This is a genomic window from Arthrobacter sp. NPDC092385 (genome assembly GCF_044755105.1).
Lineage (GTDB): Bacteria > Actinomycetota > Actinomycetes > Actinomycetales > Micrococcaceae > Arthrobacter_D.
Genome location: NZ_JBIVQL010000005.1, coordinates 21,357 through 40,112, shown reverse-complemented (window position 1 = coordinate 40,112; position 18,756 = coordinate 21,357). Strand labels below are relative to the sequence as shown.

General features: G+C 69.7%; 18 protein-coding genes and 1 tRNA gene. 11 read left to right on the top strand and 8 right to left on the bottom strand.

The window, feature by feature from the left end; all coding sequences use genetic code 11:
• Positions 1–156 precede the first annotated feature (156 nt).
• From dhaK to dhaM, 3 genes are read left to right on the top strand one after another with little or no spacing between them, the layout of a single operon-like run.
• Positions 157–1,158 carry a dihydroxyacetone kinase subunit DhaK gene (dhaK, locus tag ACIQCY_RS07895; RefSeq protein ID WP_400483351.1) on the top strand — a complete coding sequence of 334 codons (1,002 nt, stop codon included), beginning with the start codon at positions 157–159 and terminating at the stop codon, positions 1,156–1,158.
• A 2-nt stretch (positions 1,159–1,160) separates the two neighbouring features.
• Positions 1,161–1,811, top strand: a complete 651-nt coding sequence (dhaL, locus tag ACIQCY_RS07890) for a dihydroxyacetone kinase subunit DhaL (protein ID WP_400483350.1) — start codon at positions 1,161–1,163, stop codon at positions 1,809–1,811.
• A complete protein-coding gene (dhaM, locus tag ACIQCY_RS07885; protein ID WP_400483349.1) occupies positions 1,808–2,554 on the top strand; it encodes a dihydroxyacetone kinase phosphoryl donor subunit DhaM in 747 nt (248 codons plus the stop codon). The genes dhaL and dhaM overlap by 4 nt, the downstream gene beginning before the upstream one ends.
• Positions 2,555–2,578: 24 nt before the next feature.
• Here dhaM and ACIQCY_RS07880 read toward each other — a convergent pair whose 3' ends face one another.
• Positions 2,579–3,601 carry an A/G-specific adenine glycosylase gene (locus ACIQCY_RS07880; RefSeq protein WP_400483348.1) on the bottom strand — a complete coding sequence of 341 codons (1,023 nt, stop codon included), beginning with the start codon at positions 3,599–3,601 and terminating at the stop codon, positions 2,579–2,581.
• An 87-nt stretch (positions 3,602–3,688) separates the two neighbouring features.
• On the opposite strand from ACIQCY_RS07880, the gene ACIQCY_RS07875 reads away from it, so the two are divergent.
• Complete coding sequence (locus ACIQCY_RS07875; protein ID WP_400483347.1) at positions 3,689–4,432, top strand: hypothetical protein; 744 nt, start codon at positions 3,689–3,691, stop codon at positions 4,430–4,432.
• A 79-nt stretch (positions 4,433–4,511) separates the two neighbouring features.
• Here ACIQCY_RS07875 and disA read toward each other — a convergent pair whose 3' ends face one another.
• From disA to ACIQCY_RS07860, 3 genes are all read right to left on the bottom strand, one after another.
• Positions 4,512–5,588, bottom strand: a complete 1,077-nt coding sequence (disA, locus tag ACIQCY_RS07870) for a DNA integrity scanning diadenylate cyclase DisA (RefSeq protein ID WP_400483346.1) — start codon at positions 5,586–5,588, stop codon at positions 4,512–4,514.
• 239 nt (positions 5,589–5,827) lie between these two features.
• On the bottom strand, positions 5,828–7,213 hold the full coding sequence (radA, locus tag ACIQCY_RS07865) for a DNA repair protein RadA (protein WP_400483345.1): 1,386 nt from the start codon (positions 7,211–7,213) through the stop codon (positions 5,828–5,830).
• A 73-nt stretch (positions 7,214–7,286) separates the two neighbouring features.
• A complete protein-coding gene (locus tag ACIQCY_RS07860) occupies positions 7,287–8,414 on the bottom strand; it encodes an aromatic acid exporter family protein (RefSeq protein WP_400483344.1) in 1,128 nt (375 codons plus the stop codon).
• A 223-nt stretch (positions 8,415–8,637) separates the two neighbouring features.
• On the opposite strand from ACIQCY_RS07860, the gene ACIQCY_RS07855 reads away from it, so the two are divergent.
• From ACIQCY_RS07855 to pstB, 4 genes are all read left to right on the top strand, one after another.
• Positions 8,638–9,756: a phosphate ABC transporter substrate-binding protein PstS gene (locus ACIQCY_RS07855; protein ID WP_400483343.1), complete on the top strand. Its 1,119-nt coding sequence runs from the start codon at positions 8,638–8,640 to the stop codon at positions 9,754–9,756.
• A gap of 146 nt (positions 9,757–9,902) precedes the next feature.
• Positions 9,903–10,835, top strand: a complete 933-nt coding sequence (gene pstC, locus ACIQCY_RS07850) for a phosphate ABC transporter permease subunit PstC (RefSeq protein ID WP_400483342.1) — start codon at positions 9,903–9,905, stop codon at positions 10,833–10,835.
• Complete coding sequence (gene pstA / locus ACIQCY_RS07845; RefSeq protein ID WP_400483341.1) at positions 10,835–11,941, top strand: phosphate ABC transporter permease PstA; 1,107 nt, start codon at positions 10,835–10,837, stop codon at positions 11,939–11,941. The genes pstC and pstA overlap by 1 nt, the downstream gene beginning before the upstream one ends.
• Before the next feature lie 30 nt (positions 11,942–11,971).
• Positions 11,972–12,751 carry a phosphate ABC transporter ATP-binding protein PstB gene (gene pstB, locus ACIQCY_RS07840; RefSeq protein ID WP_400483340.1) on the top strand — a complete coding sequence of 260 codons (780 nt, stop codon included), beginning with the start codon at positions 11,972–11,974 and terminating at the stop codon, positions 12,749–12,751.
• A gap of 132 nt (positions 12,752–12,883) precedes the next feature.
• On the opposite strand, the gene ACIQCY_RS07835 is transcribed toward pstB, so the two are convergent.
• The 3 genes from ACIQCY_RS07835 to ACIQCY_RS07825 form a co-directional block, all read right to left on the bottom strand.
• Positions 12,884–13,894: an anion permease gene (locus ACIQCY_RS07835; RefSeq protein WP_400483339.1), complete on the bottom strand. Its 1,011-nt coding sequence runs from the start codon at positions 13,892–13,894 to the stop codon at positions 12,884–12,886.
• Entirely contained in the window at positions 13,895–14,512 is a 618-nt protein-coding gene (locus tag ACIQCY_RS07830) for a DUF47 domain-containing protein (protein WP_400483338.1), read from the bottom strand. It abuts the gene before it with no gap.
• A gap of 214 nt (positions 14,513–14,726) precedes the next feature.
• Positions 14,727–15,374 (bottom strand): hypothetical protein, encoded by a 648-nt coding sequence (locus ACIQCY_RS07825; RefSeq protein WP_400483337.1) that lies wholly within the window; start codon positions 15,372–15,374, stop codon positions 14,727–14,729.
• A gap of 141 nt (positions 15,375–15,515) precedes the next feature.
• Between ACIQCY_RS07825 and ACIQCY_RS07820 the strand changes: the two genes are divergently transcribed.
• Positions 15,516–15,592, top strand: a tRNA-Lys gene (locus tag ACIQCY_RS07820).
• A 49-nt stretch (positions 15,593–15,641) separates the two neighbouring features.
• Here the strand turns inward: ACIQCY_RS07820 and ACIQCY_RS07815 are convergent.
• Positions 15,642–16,397 carry a ZIP family metal transporter gene (locus ACIQCY_RS07815; RefSeq protein WP_400483336.1) on the bottom strand — a complete coding sequence of 252 codons (756 nt, stop codon included), beginning with the start codon at positions 16,395–16,397 and terminating at the stop codon, positions 15,642–15,644.
• 206 nt (positions 16,398–16,603) lie between these two features.
• On the opposite strand from ACIQCY_RS07815, the gene ACIQCY_RS07810 reads away from it, so the two are divergent.
• Positions 16,604–17,272: a hypothetical protein gene (locus ACIQCY_RS07810; protein WP_400483335.1), complete on the top strand. Its 669-nt coding sequence runs from the start codon at positions 16,604–16,606 to the stop codon at positions 17,270–17,272.
• Positions 17,273–17,353: 81 nt separating this feature from the next.
• Entirely contained in the window at positions 17,354–18,622 is a 1,269-nt protein-coding gene (locus ACIQCY_RS07805) for an endonuclease/exonuclease/phosphatase family protein (protein ID WP_400483334.1), read from the top strand.
• Positions 18,623–18,756: the final 134 nt, after the last annotated feature.

Genomic DNA, 18,756 nt, shown 5'->3' with positions numbered 1-18,756 from the left:
CTCCCTCAGGCGTTCGGCCCCCGGGACGGTCCACGGCTCAGGGCGGGCTATAGGCAGGGGCAGGAACGGGCGGTAACGTTTCCAGTGGCCGGGGCGGTCCACTGAAGACGGGCTGCAGGCTGTCAGAATGTCCGTCCCAGGCAAGGAGCAGCCGCCGTGAAGAAGCTCATCAATGACCCCAGGGCCGTGGTCGACGAATCCGTCGAAGGATTCGGCATCGCCCACGCAGACCTCGTGACCGTCCATCCGGACCCCCTCTTCATCACCCGCAGGGACGCCCCCGTCCAGGGCAAGGTGGGAATCGTCTCCGGGGGCGGAAGCGGCCACGAACCGCTCCACGCGGGCTTCGTGGGGCGGGGGATGCTCGACGCCGCGGTGCCGGGCGCCGTCTTCACCTCGCCGACACCGGACCAGATCATCCCCGCCACCATCGCCGTCGACGGCGGCGCGGGCGTCCTGCACATCATCAAGAACTACACCGGCGACGTCCTCAACTTCGAGACGGCGGGGGAGATGGCCGAGGCCGAGGGTGTCACCGTGCGCTCGGTGCTCGTGGACGACGACGTCGCCGTCGAGGACTCGCTGTACACCGCAGGGCGCCGCGGCGTCGGCGGGACGGTCTTCGTGGAGCGCATCGCCGGCGCCGCGGCCGAACGCGGCGACGACCTGGACGGCGTCGCGAACGTGGCGCAGCGCGTCGTGGACGGTGTCCGCTCGATGGGCGTAGCCCTCGCCGCCTGCACCGTCCCCCACGCCGGGGTCCCCAGCTTCGACCTCGCGGAGGACGAGATCGAGATCGGCATCGGCATCCACGGCGAGCCGGGCCGGCACCGGATCGCCATGGAGGACGCCGACGGCATCACGCAACGCCTCCTCGACCCCATCGTCGCGGACCTCAGGCTCACCTCCGGCGACCGCACGCTCGTCATGGTCAACGGCATGGGCGGAACGCCCGCCAGCGAGCTGTACATCGTGTTCCGGAAGGTCGCCCAGCTGCTCGAAGGCCTCGGCGTGAGGATCGAGCGGTCACTCGTGGGCAACTACATCACGGCCCTCGAGATGCAGGGGGCGTCGCTGACCATCCTGCGGGTCGACGACGAGATGCTCGACCTCTGGGACTCACCCGTCCACACTGCGGCCCTGCGCTGGGGGGTCTGAGGATGGCGAGCACCCTCGATACGCAGTGGGCCCTCCGGTGGATCCATGAGACGGCCCGCGTCGTCGCCGAGAACCGCGCCCTCCTGATCGACCTCGACCGCGCCATCGGCGACGCGGACCACGGCGAGAACCTCGACCGCGGCTTCAGCGCCGTCGTCGCGAAACTCGATGCGGGCGACGTGCCCGTCACGCCCGCGGCGGTCCTCAAGCAGGTCGCGATGACCCTGATGTCCACCGTCGGTGGAGCCGCGGGCCCGCTGTACGGCACGGCCTTCCTGCGCGCCGCGACCTCCCTCGGGGACGCCGGAGAGATCGACCCGCTGGCGGCCGCCGGCATGATCAGGGCCGCACGCGACGGCATCGTCGCACGTGGCAAGGCCGAGGTCGGGGACAAGACCATGGTCGATGCCTGGACACCCGCCACCGAGTCGGCCGAGACCGCCGCGCAGGCCGGGGCCACCGCCCCGGAAGTGCTCGCAGCAGCGGCCAATGCCGCCCATGCCGGAGCAGTGGGGACAGAGCCCCTGATCGCCCGCAAGGGCAGGGCGAGCTACCTCGGTGAGCGCAGCGCAGGCCACCAGGACCCTGGAGCGGTGTCGTCGGCCCTGATCCTGCAGGCGGCGGCGGAGACCGCCGGAGGAGTCGTCGCATGAGCGTCGGCCTGGTCATCGTCTCCCACAGCGCGAAGATCGCGGAAGGCGTCGTGGAGCTCGCAGCGCAGATGGCGCCCGACGTCGTGCTCGTCGCGGCCGGGGGAACCGGCGACGGCGCCGGCCCCGCCCGCATCGGCACGAGTTTCGACCTCGTGCAGGCCGGGATCGAGCGCGCCTCCGGCGGCGACGGCGTCGTGGTCCTCACCGACCTCGGCTCCGCCGTCATGACCGCGGAGATGGTTCTCGAGTTCCTCGATCCCGAGGCCCGGGAGTCCGTGCGGCTCGCTCAGGCGGCACTCGTGGAGGGAGCTGTTGCCGCGGCCGTCCAGGCCCAGGGCGGTTCCTCCCTCGACGAGGTGGTCCGCGCGGCCGAAGGCGCCGTCGTCTCCATCCGGCCCGAGGACCTGGAACCCTTCGTCTCCCACGCCGCAGCCGCACCCGGGCACGGTGATGCCGCTCCGGCATCCTCCTCGCAGGGCGCGCCCACCGTGAGTGGCTCCTGGACCCTGCCGAACCAGATGGGCCTGCATGCCCGCCCCGCTGCCGCGCTGGCGACGGGGCTCACGGAGCTGGACGTCGAGGTGACGGTCAACGGCGTCGACGGCAAATCGGTGATGCTCCTGATGAGTCTCGGACTGGGACAGGGGAAGACCGTCACCGTCGAAGCCAGCGGCCCGGATGCGCAGGCGGCGGTGGACTTCGTCGGGCAGGCGGTCGAATCGGGGTTCGGCGAGCCTTCCTGACCCGCTGCCGACCGCACGCGACTGCTAACCGGGCAGCCGGATCCCTCTTTCGGTCTCCTCCGCGAGCCCGTCCGCGAGCAGGCCGGCGAGGGCTCGTTCGAGTTGCTCGCCCGGTGCGCGCAGTCCGTGCAGGGTGCCGAGCGCAGCCGGTCGCCCGGCCGGTGCCGAGAGGGCCGTCGCCGGTCCGTCCATCCTCAGGTCCACGGGCGCCTCCATGAGCAGGGCCCGCGGCACCGGGTGATCGGCGTCCCGCAGGACGGCCACGATCGCGCCGCGCACCTGCCGGTCCGTCCCGGCCCAGGACTGGCCCTTCGGCACGTACTCGGGAGCCGGACGCCCCGCTGCCACCCAGGCGCATGCGTCCCGGACGGGGCAGGCATCGCACAGCGGCGCCCGGGCTGTGCAGATGACAGCACCCAGTTCCATCACCGCGGCATTCCAGCGGACGGACAGTGCATCGTCGGCAGGCAGGAGCGCGACGGCCCGCCTCATCTCGGCGGCCGTCAGCGCCGGAGCGGGCAGCGCGCTGCCTCCGAAGAGCCGTGCGTGGACCCGGCGGATATTGGTGTCGACGACGGTCTCCCGCCTGCCGAAGGCGAACGCCGCGACCGCAGCGGCCGTATAGGTGCCGACACCGGGCAGGGACAGGAGTTCGTCGTGCGTCGCCGGGACGGCGCCACCGTGGTCCGCGACGATGGCCGTCGCCGCGGCGTGGAGGCGCAGCGCGCGGCGCGGATACCCGAGGCGACCCCAGTGCCGGACGGCGGCGCCCGACGGTTCAGCGGCGAGCTGGGCGGGGGAGGGCCAGCGCTCGAGCCACTCACGCCAGACCGGCAGGACCCGCACCACGGGAGTCTGCTGCAGCATCACCTCGCTCACGAGGATGCCCCACGGCGAGCATGAAGGCTCCCTCCACGGCAGGTCACGCGCCGCCTCCCCGAACCAGTGCACCACGCGCTCGTGGAGGCTCTCCGGGGCCGGGGTGGCTCGGCCGGCAGCGCCGGCAGGGCGCGCGGGAGCGCCGGTGCTTCCGTTGCCGGGGTTCATGGGGTGCTCCTGGATCATAATCGTGAATACTCTATCCACCGGCGTGGTGGCAGGCGGAATGCACCGGCGCCTCCCTAGCATTGATGGATGGCATCGACGGGTGGTCACGGCACGCACAGGCAGGCAGGCGGCAGGCGGGGCCCCGGTCCCGCGGTATACCGTCGGCGCCGGTTGATGGTGACCATCCTGGCCCTCCTCGTCATCGCCGTGCTCGTGGCCGGAGGGATGGCCCTCGCAGGGATGCTCGGCCGAGACGCGGACGGTGGGGCCGTGGGCTCGTCCACGTCCCCAGCATCTGCGGGACCGGCCACAGGGGATCCTGCTCCGACACCCAGCCCTGCTCCGACGAGTACGGCATCACGCGCGACGCCGTCCGCCACGGCGTCGCCCAGCGCGACCCCGTCCGCCACGGCGTCGTCCACGGCGACGGCCCGACCCTCGTCCGACACCTGCGATTCCGCCGCAGTCACGGTCGCTGCGGAGACGGACAAGCAGAGCTACGGGCCCGCCGAGAACCCCGTCCTGTCCCTCGTGGTGCGCAACGGCGGAAGCGCGCCGTGCACCGTGAACGTCGGCACGTCCCAGATGGAGTTCGTCCTGACCAGTGCCGACGAACGCGTCTTCTCCTCGACGGACTGCCAGCAGGCGTCCCAGGACCTCGAGCGGACCATCGAGCCCGGCGGTGAGGAACGGGCGACCTTCGAATGGTCACGGGACCGCTCGGTGCCGGGATGCACCCTGGTGGACGAGGTGCCCGGCGCCGGCAGCTACACGCTCACCACGCGGCTCGGTGCCCGGAGCAGCACACCCGTGGAGTTCGAACTCCAATAGCTCGTTGCGAGGTGGCGGGCCCCCGCGGTCGCGCGCACCGGCGGGTGCTGCCGCCCGGCGCCCGGGCGGGCGGCCGCTGCTACATGAAGCGGTCGAGGAGACTCGTCTCTGCGATCCGCGAGAGGCCCTCGCGGACGGTCCGTGCGCGCTGCTCGCCGATGCCGTCCACGGCCATGAGGTCCTCGATGTTCGCGGCCATGAGGTTCTGCAGTCCGTCGAAATGGTCCACGAGGCGGTTCGCCACGGCCGGCGGTACGGCCTTGATGCCGGAGAGCAGCCGGTAGCCCTTCGGCTGGATGACGGCCTCGAGCGAGTCGATCGAGGGGTTGAAGCCCAGCACGCTCGCGATGGTGCCGAGGTCGATCAGGTCCGTCGAGCTGAAGCCCTGCAGGGTGGCGACCCGTTCCTCGACCGGCGCCGTGCTGGAGCCGAGGTCCATGTAGTCGCGCAGCACCATCTCGCTGCCCGGTCCGAGGCCCGTGGTCAGTTCCTCCACCTGCAGGGAGAGGAGGCGGCCGTCGACGCCGAGTTCGAGCACGTACTGCGAGATCTCCTCCGAGATCCGTCGCACCATCTCCTGGCGCTGCAGGGTGACGGCGACATCGCGCACGGTGACCATCGCCTCGATCTCGAGTGCGGAGAGTGAGTTCGTGACCTGGTCGAGCCGCGCACGGTAGCGCTCGAGGGTGGCCAGTGCCTGGTTGGCACGGGCGAGGACCGGCTCGGAGCCCTCGAGGACATGGCGGATGCCGTCGATATAGAGGGCGATGATCTGCATGGACTGGCTGACGCTGATCACGGGGAGGCCGGTCTGCTTGGCCACGCGCTCCGCCGTGCGGTGGCGCGTACCGGATTCCTGCGTCTCGATGGTGTGGTCGGGCACGAGCTGGACGGCTGCGCGGAGGATCCGGCTCGCATCCTTGTCACAGACGATGGCGCCGTCCATCTTCGCCAGTTCGCGCAGGCGCGTCGGGGAGAACTCGATGCCGATGTCGAAGCCGCCGGAGCAGATCGAGTCCACGGTGCGATCGAAGCCGAGGACGATCAGCGCTCCGGTCCGTCCCCTCAGGATTCGCTCAAGACCGTCACGCAGGTGGGTTCCAGGGGCTACTCTGGCGAGGGTGGCTTTGAGCGAGTCCTCCGGACTACGAACCATGGGCCTATCCTTTCACCGCCCGCGCTGTCGAAGGCCCGGCGCAGTCGGGCTGCCGCCGTCGAACCATCGACGGCGGGCAGTGGCTACGGGTGTACCCGCGCAGCCGAACTAATACTACTGGCGCGCGCGAATTCCTCCATACCGGGCGCTGTAACAGATCCGTGACACCCTGCCCGCACGGACCGCCCCGAGACCGGTGCGGCACCGGCGGGTCCGCTCCTCCCGCCGGCGGCTGCGGCCTAGAAGAGGAGTGCCAGCGCTTCCGCGAGGGTCGACACTTCGCGGACCGAGAAGCCCTTCGGGACGGGGCCCGTGCCGCCGGGCGACGCGGGGACGATCGCATGGGTGAAGCCGAGCCGCTCCGCCTCCTGGATGCGGCGGCCGATACCGGGGACAGGGCGCACCTCCCCCGCGAGGCCCACCTCCCCGAAGGCGATGAGCCGGGCCGGCAGGGGGTGGTCCGTCTTCGCGGACGCGATGGCCAGGGCGACGGCGAGGTCCGTGGCCGGTTCGGTCAGCCGGACGCCGCCCACCGTGGCCACGTAGCTGTCGTCCTTGTGCAGGCTGACGGATGCGCGGCTCTGCAGCACGGCCAGCAGCATGGCGACGCGCGAGCTGTCGAGGCCACTCGTGGCGCGCCGGGGCTGCGCGTTGGGGGATTCGGCGAGCAGCGCCTGCACCTCGGCGAGGAGGGGACGGCGCCCCTCGAGGGTCACCGTGATGCACGTGCCGGACACCGGGTCCTTGGTCCGCGACACGAAGAGTCCGCTGGGGTCGGCGAGTCCCTCGATCCCGCCGTCCGTCAGGTCGAAGCAGCCGACCTCGTCCGTGGGGCCGTAGCGGTTCTTCACGGCCCGCAGGAGTCGCAGGCGCGAGTGGCGCTCGCCCTCGAACTGGCAGACGACGTCGACGAGGTGCTCGAGGAGCCTCGGGCCGGCGATCGAACCGTCCTTGGTGACGTGGCCGACGAGCAGGGTGGTCATCCCCCTCGCCTTCGCGGCCCCGATGATCGACGCTGCGACCTCGCGTACCTGCGTGACCCCGCCGGCGCTGCCGTCCACCGCGGCGCTGCTGAGGGTCTGCACGGAGTCGACGATCAGCAGGGCCGGGTCGATCTTCTCCACCTGGCCGAGGGCCTGGCCGAGGTCCGTCTCCGCGCTGAGGTACAGCGAGTCGGCGACGGCGTCGATCCGGTCCGCCCGGAGCTTCACCTGTGCCGCGGACTCCTCACCCGTGACATAGAGGACGTCCTTGCCCAGCCGGGCGACGCGCGCGGCGACGTCGAGCAGGAGCGTGGACTTGCCGACGCCGGGCTCCCCGGCGAGCAGGATGACGGCGCCCGGCACCAGCCCTCCGCCGAGCACGCGGTCGAGTTCGTCGATCTTCGTCGGCTGGAACCCGGACAGCGTGGCGTCGACCTCGGCGATCCTTCGCGCGGGCGTGGTCACCGCCGTCGCGGCCGTCGTGCGCGCGACGACCTGCCCCGTCTCCTCGACGCTTCCCCAGGCCTGGCACTCGCCGCAGCGGCCCACCCACTTCGCCGTCGTCCACCCGCATTCCGCGCAGCGGTAACCGGGGGTGTTGCCGCGGCTCGCGCGGGCGGCAGGGGAGGTCTTGGTGGCCATGGTTTCAGGCTACCGGCGGCCACCGACAGACACGGCCAGGCGTTCCCGCGGTGTGCAGGGTGCGTGCCTGCGGTCAGAGCCGGGGGAGGTAGTCGGCGGCGTCCTCGTGCGAGAGGCCGGTGGCCTCGAGCAGGTCCACGACGAGCGGGCGCAGGAGCAGGACGAGCCCTTCCCCCTCGAGGCGGCTGATCCTGAGGGTCGCGGGATGGAGGTCGGTCGCCACCGCCGCGAGGTCGTTGCGGGCCTCGCGGAGGTTGAGGCGGCGCTCCGCGGAGTCACTTGCCGACAGGGCTCGGCTGAGCACGTCGACGGCGTCGGCCGTGTCCTCGAGCGACTGGCCGAGGCTCTCGATCGCCTCGTCGGTCAGCGCCGCATGGTTGATGGCGGACGCCAGGCGACGCGAGAACACGCGGCTGTTGCGGATGGCGAGGTCGATCGAGTCGATGGCGCTCCGCAGGGACCCGAGCTCGTCGCGGTGGCGCCGGTAGGCCGGGGAGATGCGGGCGACCTCCTGGGCGGCCTTCATGCTGCCCGTCAGGCCGTCGAGCATGGACTGGGAGTTCCGTGCCCGGACGAGCGCGTGCCAGGCCAGGGTGGAATCGCTCTGCCGGAGGGCGGAGGCACTGTCCCGAAGAACGCCGGAGAGCTCCTCCAGGAGTCCCCGCACGTTCGTCTTCGGCTCGCGGCGCGGATCCCGCGGCAGCAGCATGGTGATCACGAGTGCGAACAGGCCGCCCACGATGGCGTCGACGCTGCGCGTGAACGGTCCGCCCTCCGGCGCCGGGAGCAGCACCACGAGCAGCGACTGCAGCCCGAGCTGCGTGGTGAAGATGGTCCCGCTGTCCAGGAACCGGGCCAGCAGGATCGAGATGAACAGCACGACGGCGGCCTGCCAGAGCCCGGTGCCGAAGAACGTGAGGAGGAGATCACCGACCGAGATCCCGAGGGTGCAGCCGATCGCCACCTCGAGGACGCGCCGGAGCCGCGGATCCCGCGAGAAGCCCAGCGAGATCATCGACGACGTCGCGGCGAACAGCGGGCCGTTGTGGCCGAGCACTTCCTCCGCGAAGGCGTAGGCACCTACGGCGCAGACCGTCATCTGGAGGGCGGTGACCACAGAGTTGGAGCTGCGCTTCAGGCCGATCCGCGAGCGCTTGCGCAGGAACGCGAGGGTGGCGGAGATTCCCTGGCGCGGCGGCATGCATCCAGTCTAGGAGGTGCGCAGGAAGGAGACTTCCGTCTCATCGGCCCGAGCGAACCGGCCGCACCGGGCAATGGACCTGCGCTGTTCACCTTCCGTTCATATGGCTTGGCCAGTCTCTTTACCTGCACTGCCTAGCTTCGAGGATGTACAAGAACGCGTACATCTCTACCGAGTGCCACTCGTGCACCGATGAATACATCCCTGGAAGGGGCAAAATCTAGTGAAGGCTCTTCGCTTTGGCCGCGCTGCGGCAGTTATCTCCGTAGCCGCGCTGGCGCTGACCGCATGTGGTTCCGACAACGCCACCGGCGAGCCCGCCGCAGAGGGACCCGCGTCCTCGGCCGCGGCCTCCGCGGTGACGGGAACCCTGACCGGTATCGGCGCCTCCTCGCAGAACTCTGCGATGGAAGCCTGGAAGACCGGATTCGAGTCCCTCAACCAGGACGCGATGATTCAGTACTCCCCGGACGGATCGGGTGCCGGGCGCAAGGCCTTCCTGAGCGGCGGTGCGCAGTTCGCCGGCTCGGACGCCCACCTCAAGGACGAAGAGATGACCCAGGCCGTCGAGGTCTGCGGACCGGACGGGGCCCTGAACATCCCGGCCTACATCTCGCCCATCGCGATCGCGTTCAATCTCGGCGACGTCACGGAGCTGAACCTCGACGCCCCGACCATCGCGAAGATCTTCAAGAAGGAGATCACCACCTGGAGCGATCCCGCGATCGCCGCCCAGAACGAGGGCGTCGAGCTCCCCGACACCCCGATCACCGTCGTGCACCGCTCCGACGAGTCCGGGACCACCGAGAACTTCGTCGACTACCTCGCCGCTGCGGCTCCCGCGGACTGGACCTACGAGGTCGCGGGCGCCTGGCCTGCCGAGCTGCAGTCCGAGAACGCCAAGGGCACCTCGGGTGTCGTCCAGACCGTCACCTCGACCGACGGCGCCATCACCTACGCCGACGCCTCGGCCGTGGGAGACCTCGGCAAGGCCAAGGTCAAGGTCGGCGAGGAGTACACCGAGATCAGCTCCGACGCCGCAGCCAAGGCCGTCGAGGTCGCCACCCCGGTCGAGGGCCGCCCCGACCTGGACATGTCCCTCGAGCTCGAGCGTGACACCACCGAGTCCGGCGCCTACCCCGTCGTCCTGGTCAGCTACCACGTGTACTGCACCACCTACGACAGCCAGGAGACCGTCGACCTCGTGAAGGCGTTCGGCTCCTACGTGGTCAGCGAGGACGGCCAGGCGGAAGCCGAGGCATCCGCCGGCAATGCTCCGCTGTCCGAGTCGCTCCGCGAGAAGGCCCAGACGGCCATCGACTCCATCAAGGTCGCCTCCTAGCGACGGCCCTCCGGTCCCGTCTGGTCTAATGGAGACCGGACGGGACCGTCCGCCGTTTACGGCTGGAATCCGCAGTGACCTTCCCTTCTCGGCCCGGCACCCGGGCCGGCACTGCACCTGAAATCGACCGCCTGGAAGGCAAAGACGTGTCAACCAACTCGCTGAAAGCGTCGACAGATCGAGGCCGCGCAGGCGACAAGATCTTCTCCGGAATCTCCCTCACCGCGGGTGTCCTGATCCTGGCAGTGCTCTTCAGCGTCGCAGTGTTCCTGCTCGTGCAGGCTGCGCCCACCTTCACCGCCGATCCCACCGAGGTCACCGGCGGCAACGGGTTCACCGCCTACATCCTGCCGATCGTCATCGGCACCGTCGTCGCCGCCGCGATCGCCCTGCTGATCGCGACGCCGGTCGGCATCGCCGTCGCCCTCTTCATCTCGCACTACGCTCCCCGCCGGTTCGCACGGGCCTTCGGCTACGTGATCGACCTGCTCGCGGCCATCCCGTCCGTCATCTACGGCGCGTGGGGCTACATCGTCCTCGCCCCCCAGCTCGCGAAGGCCTACACCTGGCTCGCCGAGAACCTGGGCTGGATCCCGATCTTCGCCGGACCCGCCAGCCAGACCGGCAAGACGATGCTCACCGCGGGTATCGTCCTCGCCGTCATGGTCATCCCCATCATCACCTCGCTCAGCAGGGAGATCTTCCTGCAGACCCCCAATCTCCACGAGGAGGCGGCGCTCGCCATGGGCGCCACCCGGTGGGAGATGGTCCGCATGGCGGTGCTGCCCTTCGCCCGCCCCGGGATCATCAGCGCGACCATGCTCGGCCTCGGGCGCGCACTGGGCGAGACCATGGCCGTGGCCCTCGTCCTGTCGCCGGGTGCGCTCGTCGCAAGCCTCGTGAAGTCGGGCAACCAGACCATCGCAGCCGAGATCGCCCTGAACTTCCCGGAGGCCTTCGGCCTGCGGCTCAACGAACTGATCGCCGCGGGCCTCGTGCTCTTCGTCATCACGCTGATCGTCAACATGATCGCCCGCTTCATCATCACCCGGCACAAAGAATTCTCGGGAGCTAACTAATGGCAGCGAACCAGACGCTCCAGCGTCGCCAGTCCCAGCTCACGCGCGGGCACCTCCCCTCGTACGCCGTGTGGGTCGTCCTCGCGGCCTCCGTCATCCTCGGAGCGGCGCTCGCGTCCCTGATCGGCTTCAGCGTCGTCGGGTGGGCGATCATCTCCGCGATCGTCTTCGTCCTCGCCGCGACACTCGTCACCGCCGTCGCCGAAGGGGAGAGGAAGGCCAAGGACCGGCTCGTCACGTTCCTCGTGTACGGCGCCTTCCTGATCGCCCTGCTCCCGCTGGTCTCGGTCATCTGGACCGTGCTGGAGCGCGGCGTGCCGGGCCTCAGCTACAACTTCCTCTTCACCTCGATGAACGGCGTGACCGGCGCCGTGGACAACCAGGCCATCGAGAACGGCACCCCCGTCCTGGGCGGGGCGTACCACGCAGTGCTCGGCACGCTCCAGATCACGCTCTGGGCCACGCTGATCTCGGTGCCGATAGGCCTGCTCACCGCGATCTACCTGGTCGAGTACGGCTCGGGCAAGACCCTCACCAAGGCCATCACGTTCTTCGTGGACGTCATGACGGGCATCCCCTCGATCGTTGCCGGCCTCTTCGCCGCGGCCCTGTTCTCGCTCCTGTTCGGACCGGGAACCCGCACGGGATTCGTGGCCGCCGTCGCCCTCTCCGTCCTCATGATCCCCGTGGTGGTGCGTTCCACCGAGGAGATGCTGAAGATCGTGCCGAACGAGCTCCGCGAGGCGTCCTACGCACTGGGCGTGCGTAAATGGCGCACCATCACCAACGTGGTCATCCCGACGGCGATCTCCGGTATCGCCTCTGGCGTAACCCTCTCGATCGCCCGCGTCATCGGCGAGACCGCGCCTATTCTGGTGACGGCAGGGTTCGCGAGCTCCATCAACTGGAACGTCTTCAGTGGCTGGATGAGCACGCTGCCCACCTTCATCTACTACCAGATCCTCACCCCGACGTCCCCGACGTCGCCGGATCCGAGTACCCAGCGCGCCTGGGCCGCAGCGCTCCTGCTGATCCTCATGGTGATGCTGCTGAACCTGGTGGCCCGCTTCGTCGCCCGCATCTTCGCCCCCAAGACCAGCCGCTGACCACGCGCGGTAACTACCGATAAGGAAGCAATGTCCAAGCGAATCGACGTCAAGGACCTGAACGTCTACTACAGCAAGTTCCTTGCCGTGGAGGACGTCAACATCAACATCGAAGCCCGCTCGGTGACGGCGTTCATCGGTCCCTCGGGCTGCGGCAAGTCGACGTTCCTCCGCACCCTCAACCGCATGCACGAGGTCATTCCCGGCGCGCGCGTCGAGGGAGAGGTGCTGCTCGACGGCGACAACCTGTACGACACCGCCGTGGACCCCGTGACCGTGCGCGGCCAGATCGGCATGGTCTTCCAGCGGCCCAACCCGTTCCCGACGATGTCCATCCGCGACAACGTGCTGGCCGGCGTGAAACTCAACAACAAGCGCATGAGCAAGTCCGACGCCGATGCGCTCGTCGAGAAGTCCCTGCAGGGCGCCAACCTCTGGAACGAGGTGAAGGACCGCCTGGGACGCCCGGGATCGGGTCTCTCCGGCGGGCAGCAGCAGCGCCTGTGCATCGCCCGCGCCATCGCCGTATCGCCGCAGGTGATCCTGATGGACGAGCCGTGCTCCGCCCTGGACCCCATCTCCACGCTGGCCATCGAGGACCTCATCAACGAGCTCAAGGCCGAGTACACCGTGGTGATCGTGACGCACAACATGCAGCAGGCGGCGCGCGTCTCGGACAAGACGGCGTTCTTCAACATCGCGGGTACGGGCAAGCCGGGCAAGCTCATCGAATACGGCGACACCACGACCATCTTCAACAAGCCCGCCGTGAAGGCGACAGAGGACTACGTCTCGGGTCGCTTCGGATAGATCCGGTACTGATGACCTGATGACGACGGCGGCTCCCGAGGGGGCCGCCGTCGTCGTTCCAGCTGGAGGACGCGTGCACCGGTGCCGTGCGCCGGCTCCGGCGGGATGGAGCCGCAATGCGTGAAGTGGCGGCTACAGGAGCGGGCTCAGCGCCAGGAAGAACACCGCACCCATGAGCGCCGTCACCGGCGCCGTCCCGAGCCAGATCGCGACGATCCGCGCCACGCGCGGCCGCTGGACGGAGGCGAAGCGCTGGTTGGCGCCGGCCCCGACGATCGCGGACGTCATGGTGTGGGTGCTCGAGAGCGGGAAGTGCAGTGATATGGCGCCGATGAACAGCATCGCCGAGCTCACGCCCTGGGCCGTCATGCCACGCAGCGGATCGATGTGCACCAGCCTGTTGCCGAGCGTGTGCGTGATGCGCCACCCGCCGAAGAGCGAACCGGCCGTCAGCAGCACGGCGGCGAAGAGCTGGACCCACAGGGGCATGTCGGAGCCGGTCGCGTAGCCCGAGCCGACCAGGGCGAGCAGCATGACCGCCATGGTGCGCTGGCCGTCCTGGAGCCCGTGCCCGAGGGCGAATGCGCCCGCGAGGACCGACTGCGCCATGCGGTTCCCGCGGTTGACCTTCGCCGGCGAGCCGTGGCGCAGCAGCCAGGTGGCGGGGAAGACGGCGGCGTACGCCAGGAGGTAGGCCACGACCGGTGAGAGCACGAGGGGCAGCACGATCTGCAGCAGCACGGTCTCCCCGGCGCCGCTCATGGCCGGGCCGTTGGTCAGTTGCGAGGCTCCGCCGGCTCCGATGATGCCGCCGAGCAGCGCGTGGGTGGACGACGACGGCTTGCCGCGGTACCAGGTGACGAGGCCCCAGATGCACGCCGACAGCAGGGCTGCCGTGAGGATCCCGAGGCCCGTCGAGCCGGGAGGCAGGCCGATCCCGGCGTCCGTGAAGAACAATGCCAGCGAGGTGCTGAGCAGTGCCCCGACGAGGTTGAAGAGCGCCGCGAGCAGGACGGCGACGGTCGGGGTCAGCGCCCGCGTCCGCACCGCGGTGGCGACCGAGTTCGAGACGTCGTGGAAGCCGTTGAGGAAGGCGAAGCCGCCGGCGGCGACGATCACCACACCGAGGAGGAGGGGCTCCACCTACGATTCCTTGACGAGGATGCTGCCCACCTGGGTGGCGACCCGCCGGATGTCCTTGGTGACGTCGACCAGCTGGTTCGCCACGTCGCGGTGCCGCGCGTACACGAGGGGCTTGTGGTCGTTGAGGAGCTCGGCGCACCAGCTGCGGTGCGTCCGCTCGGCCCGCCGGGCCAGGCGGAGGATCTCGATCCAGTACTCCTCGAGGTCCTCCATGGAGTTGAGCCTCTGCATGGCGACGGCGGTGAGCTCGGCCTGCCGGTTGATCACCTCGAGCTGGTCGGCGGCCCGCTGGCTCAGCTTGCTCAGCTTGTACAGCGCGATGAGCTCCCCGGCGCCGTCGAGCTTCTCGATGGCCTCGTTGAGCAGGCGCGACAGCACGTAGAGGTCCTCGCGCGGGAGCGGGTTGATGAAGGACGTGCGCATGGAGGTCAGGAGCGCGAAGTGCAGATCGGTCGACGCCGATTCGTGCTGGTGCAGTTCCTCGGAGAGGCGGTCGTACTCCTGCGTGGATGCGCCGAGGATCGCGGACATCGTCCCGACGCCGAGCACGAGCTGCCGTGCCATGCGGGAGAGCAGTTCCAGCCCAGCGTTCTCCTGAGGAAAGAGGCGTAGTTTCACGGAGTCTTCCTCGGAGGATATGGAGGTGTCAGCGCTCCGGCGGGAGCCGCGCTGTGTTCAGGAGGGCAAAGTAGTGGCGTCGAACCGGGAGCGCCTCTCGGCGGAAGGCCGCTCGGAGCGGCTGAGTGTTGAAGCCCGGGGGTTCCACGGTCCGACGCCGATTTAAGTCTTGCCCTTCCCGGAGCCGCTGTCAACATCGGCGCCGGCGGGCTGGTCAGTCGAGTTCTCCGCGCCGCCAGGACGCCGCGGCGTGCTCCAGGTCTTCGGCGGTCTTGATCAGCTGGTGCGAATTGCGCGTCAGCTTCGAGGCATGGGGGCCGTTGGCGAGTTCGGCGTCGTCGGCGTGATTGGCCTGTCCGAGCGCGACGACGCGGCAGAACGCGGCGAACCGTTCGAGGGCGACGTCGAAGTCCCCCTCGAAGGCGCCGGACAGGATGGTGTCGGCCATCGTGGTCATCTCGGTGGCTCCCGGCGGCTCGGCCACCCCGGCCACGACCTTCGACACCTGGGCAACCTCCTTCCCGGAGGCGAAGTAGGCGGCGATGCGATCCGGGTTCTGCTGGGTCGCTGCCCTGAGCGCGTACAGGCGCCAGAGGGCTCCGGGCAGCGAGCGCGCGGGGCTCTCGGCCCACATCTCCGCGATCGCCTCGAGGCCTTGCTGGTCGGCGAGTTCGACGAGGCGGCGGGTCACGTCCGGGTCCTCCGCGTCACGCCCGTGGTGCACCAGGGCATGCGCTGCCATGTGGGCGGCCTCGGACACGCGTGAGGGATCGACCCCGCCCGCGAAGACCTCGAAGTCCGCAGGAGCGAAGGGCTTCGGCTTGTGGGGCCGCGGGCTGTTGTTCGTGTAGTCGCCGTCCATGGAACGAGGATACTCCTGCGGAATTCAGGCCCGAAGGCGCGGCCCGGGGCCAGTCCTCGGAGCGGGAGTGATTGCGATAAAGTAAGCGGGTCATCGCTCCATGGCAACGGATCCACGGGTTCGCTGCGGGTGCGGTGTGGCGGGCCCTTAGCTCAGTTGGCTAGAGCAACGGACTTTTAATCCGTGGGTCGAGGGTTCGAGCCCCTCAGGGCCCACCAGGCGAAGAAGGACCCCGGGATGTCCCGGGGTCCTTTTTCGTCCGGAGGCCTAGGCGGAGACCTCGTGGACGACGAAGGCCGTGAGGAAGCCGAGGGCGGCGATGAGCCCGGTCAGCATGTGCTGCTTCTCGAAGGCCTCGGGGATCATGGTGTCCGCCACCATCGCGAGGATCGCGCCGGCGGCGATCGCCGTGATGATCGCGACCGTGACGCCGGAGGCCCCTGCCAGCAGGGAGTACCCCGCGAGGGCCGCGAGGCCCGAGACGAGCGCGATCCCGCCCCACAGACCGAACACGTAGCGCGAGCTGCGCCCCGCGTTCTTCATGCCCGCGGTGCTCGAGAGCCCTTCGGGGACGTTCGAGATGCAGATCGCGACGAGGACGGCCGGGTTGACCGCCCCGCCCGCCACGAGTCCGAGACCGAGGACCACCGATTCCGGGATGCCGTCGAGCAGTGCTCCGAGCGCGATCGCGTTGCCGCTGCCGGCGTCGTCGGACTCCGACGGCTGCTGGGCGCCGGACCGCTTGCGGTGCTGTGCGCCCTGGCGTGCGAGGACCGCGTTCGCGCCGACGTACGTGACGGCCCCGACGAGGAAACCGAGCGCCGTCGGGGCGAGCCCTCCGCTCTCCTGTGCCTCGGCGACGAGTTCGAAGGCGAGTGCCGAGATGAGGACCCCTGCGCCGAAGGCCATCACGAAGGATACGGTGCGGGGCGGCACCTTCCATCGCCAGGCGATGGCGGAGCCGAGGAGCAGGGCACCTCCGGCGATCGCCCCCCAACCGAATGCCTGCAGCCACAGCGGCACGGACAACTCCTTCCCGGTGCCTGAGGGCACGACGACGAAAAAAACCTGGCCCAGCCTGTCACAGGACTCCTGCCGGCGGCAGGGCGTGCTCAGGGCGAAGTGGGGATTGACGGGCAGCCGCCGCTCGTCTGGACTTGTACGAGGAACTACTCGACGGCTGGAACAGGGCGCCGGAGGCGCACCACGGCCGAGCAGGGAGGGAATCCATGGACGCTGTCGGCACCGCGGGAAGCCTGGTCGCCTGTCTCGTCATGATGGGCGCCGCCGCGCTGGCGGGCTGGCGTATCGACGAGGCGTCCCGCCGCAGGGGAGGTGCGGACGACTACTTCTGGATCGCGTTCGGGGGAGCCGCCGTCATCGCGGGAGCGGGGTCCGTCGCAGCGTTGCCCGGTGGGCCGGGCATCGTCCTGGCGCTGGTGGTGGGCCTGGTCTCCTCGGCCGCAGCCGTCGGCTGGGCCTGGTGGCGCCATGGCCGGCGGAGCCGGGCGGTCGCGGAGTCCTTGCGAGAGGCGGTGTGGGCGGACCTGCGCCGGCGGCACGACGAGGTCATCCGGCGGTGGGCGGACTACGAACTCGATCCCTGGAAGGCGATCCGCTACCCGGCCATGCACGACTCCGGGCAGCCCGAGGGCCGAGCCGTCGTCCGTGCCCTGCGCGCGGCGGCCGAAAGCGGCACGGGCGCCCACTCCTCCGGGGAGGAACCGGCTGATCCGGTGCGGTATGCCGAAGCCGTGGCCGGTCTCGAACAGGCATTCGAGAGAGCCGAGCAGCGTGTCGGAGCCTGCCGGGAGGGGTCGGGGGCTCGGCACCGGGGGGTTCCTGTCGACCTTCAATCGTTACCTCCGAGCCGGTTGCAGGGCACCTTGCGCGGCTAGGGTTAAGTTACCGAAGCGAACCACTGTGGTCGCCGGCCGTCTCCTGGACGGGACGGCACGCGAACCGGGAGAGGGGGAACCATGCGCGTCCTGGCGCAATGCTCGGCCGCAGTGCTGGCCGTCTCCCTTCTTCTCGCCCCTGCGCCGGCCGCGCTCGCCCGTCCCGCGGAGGAGAGCCGGACCGTGCTTCCGGATGGCGGGCAGGGCCAGCAGGGTGTCCGGTTCGCCACCTTCAACGCAAGCCTCAATCGCCAGGCCCCCGGCGACCTCGTGCGGGACCTCGGCACGCCGAACGACGCCCAGGCGCGTGCGATCGCCGAGGTGGTGCAGATCAACCGGCCCGACGTCGTCCTCCTCAACGAGTTCGACTACGTGCCCGGCAACAGGGCCGCCGACCTGTTCAACCGGAACTACCTCCAGGTCGGCCAGAACCGGCAGGACCCGGTGGACTACCCGTACGTCTACACCGCTCCGTCCAATACGGGAGTTCCGAGCGGTTTCGACCTCGACAACGACGGCGGGACCGGCGGCGCGGGCGACGCCCTCGGCTTCGGCACGTTCGAGGGCCAGTACGGCATGGTCATCTACTCCCGGTACCCCATCCAGACGGAGTCCGTGCGCACCTTCCAGGACTTCCTGTGGAAGGACATGCCCGGGGCGCTGCTGCCCGACAACCCGGCCACGGATACGCCGGGGGACTGGTACTCATCGGCCGAACTCGCCGTGCTGCCCCTGTCCAGCAAGTCCCACTGGGACATCCCGGTCGTGGTCGGCGGCAGGACGGTCCACGTGCTCGCAAGCCATCCCACGCCTCCTGTGTTCGACGGCGAGGAGGACCGCAACGGCAAGCGCAACAGCGACGAGATCCGGTTCTGGTCCGACTACGTGACCGGCGGAGCGGGCGCGGCCTACATCTACGACGACCGCAGGGTGGCAGGAGGCCTTCCGCGCGGGGAGCGCTTCGTCATCATGGGGGACCAGAACAGCGACCCGCTCGACGGCGACTCGCTGCCGGGGTCCATCGACCAGCTGCTCCGGAACAGACTGATCCAGGATCCGTTGCCGTCCTCGAACGGCGCCACCGAGGCGTCCGCGCTGCAGGGCGGCGCGAATGCCGACCACCGCGGAGACCCGCAGTTCGACACGGCGGACTTCGAGGACCGCAGTGCCGGCAACATCCGCGCCGACTACGTGCTCCCGTCACGCAGCCTGCGTGTCTCCGGCTCCGGCGTCTTCTGGCCCCGGGTGGGCACGCCCGGTTCGGAGCTGACCGGCATCTTCCCCTTCCCCACGAGCGACCACCGCCTGGTCTACGTGGACGTCACCGTGAACGGCGCCCGGCAGCGCTAGGCCCGGTCCGGGCTGGATGGGCTCGGAAGATCCTTGTCGGCGCACGACGGCCGGGTGTACGGTCAAGGGCATGAGGACGATCCTTTTTCAGTAGTCGAGCGGGCTCCGGCCACGCTCTACGCCACTTGTCGATG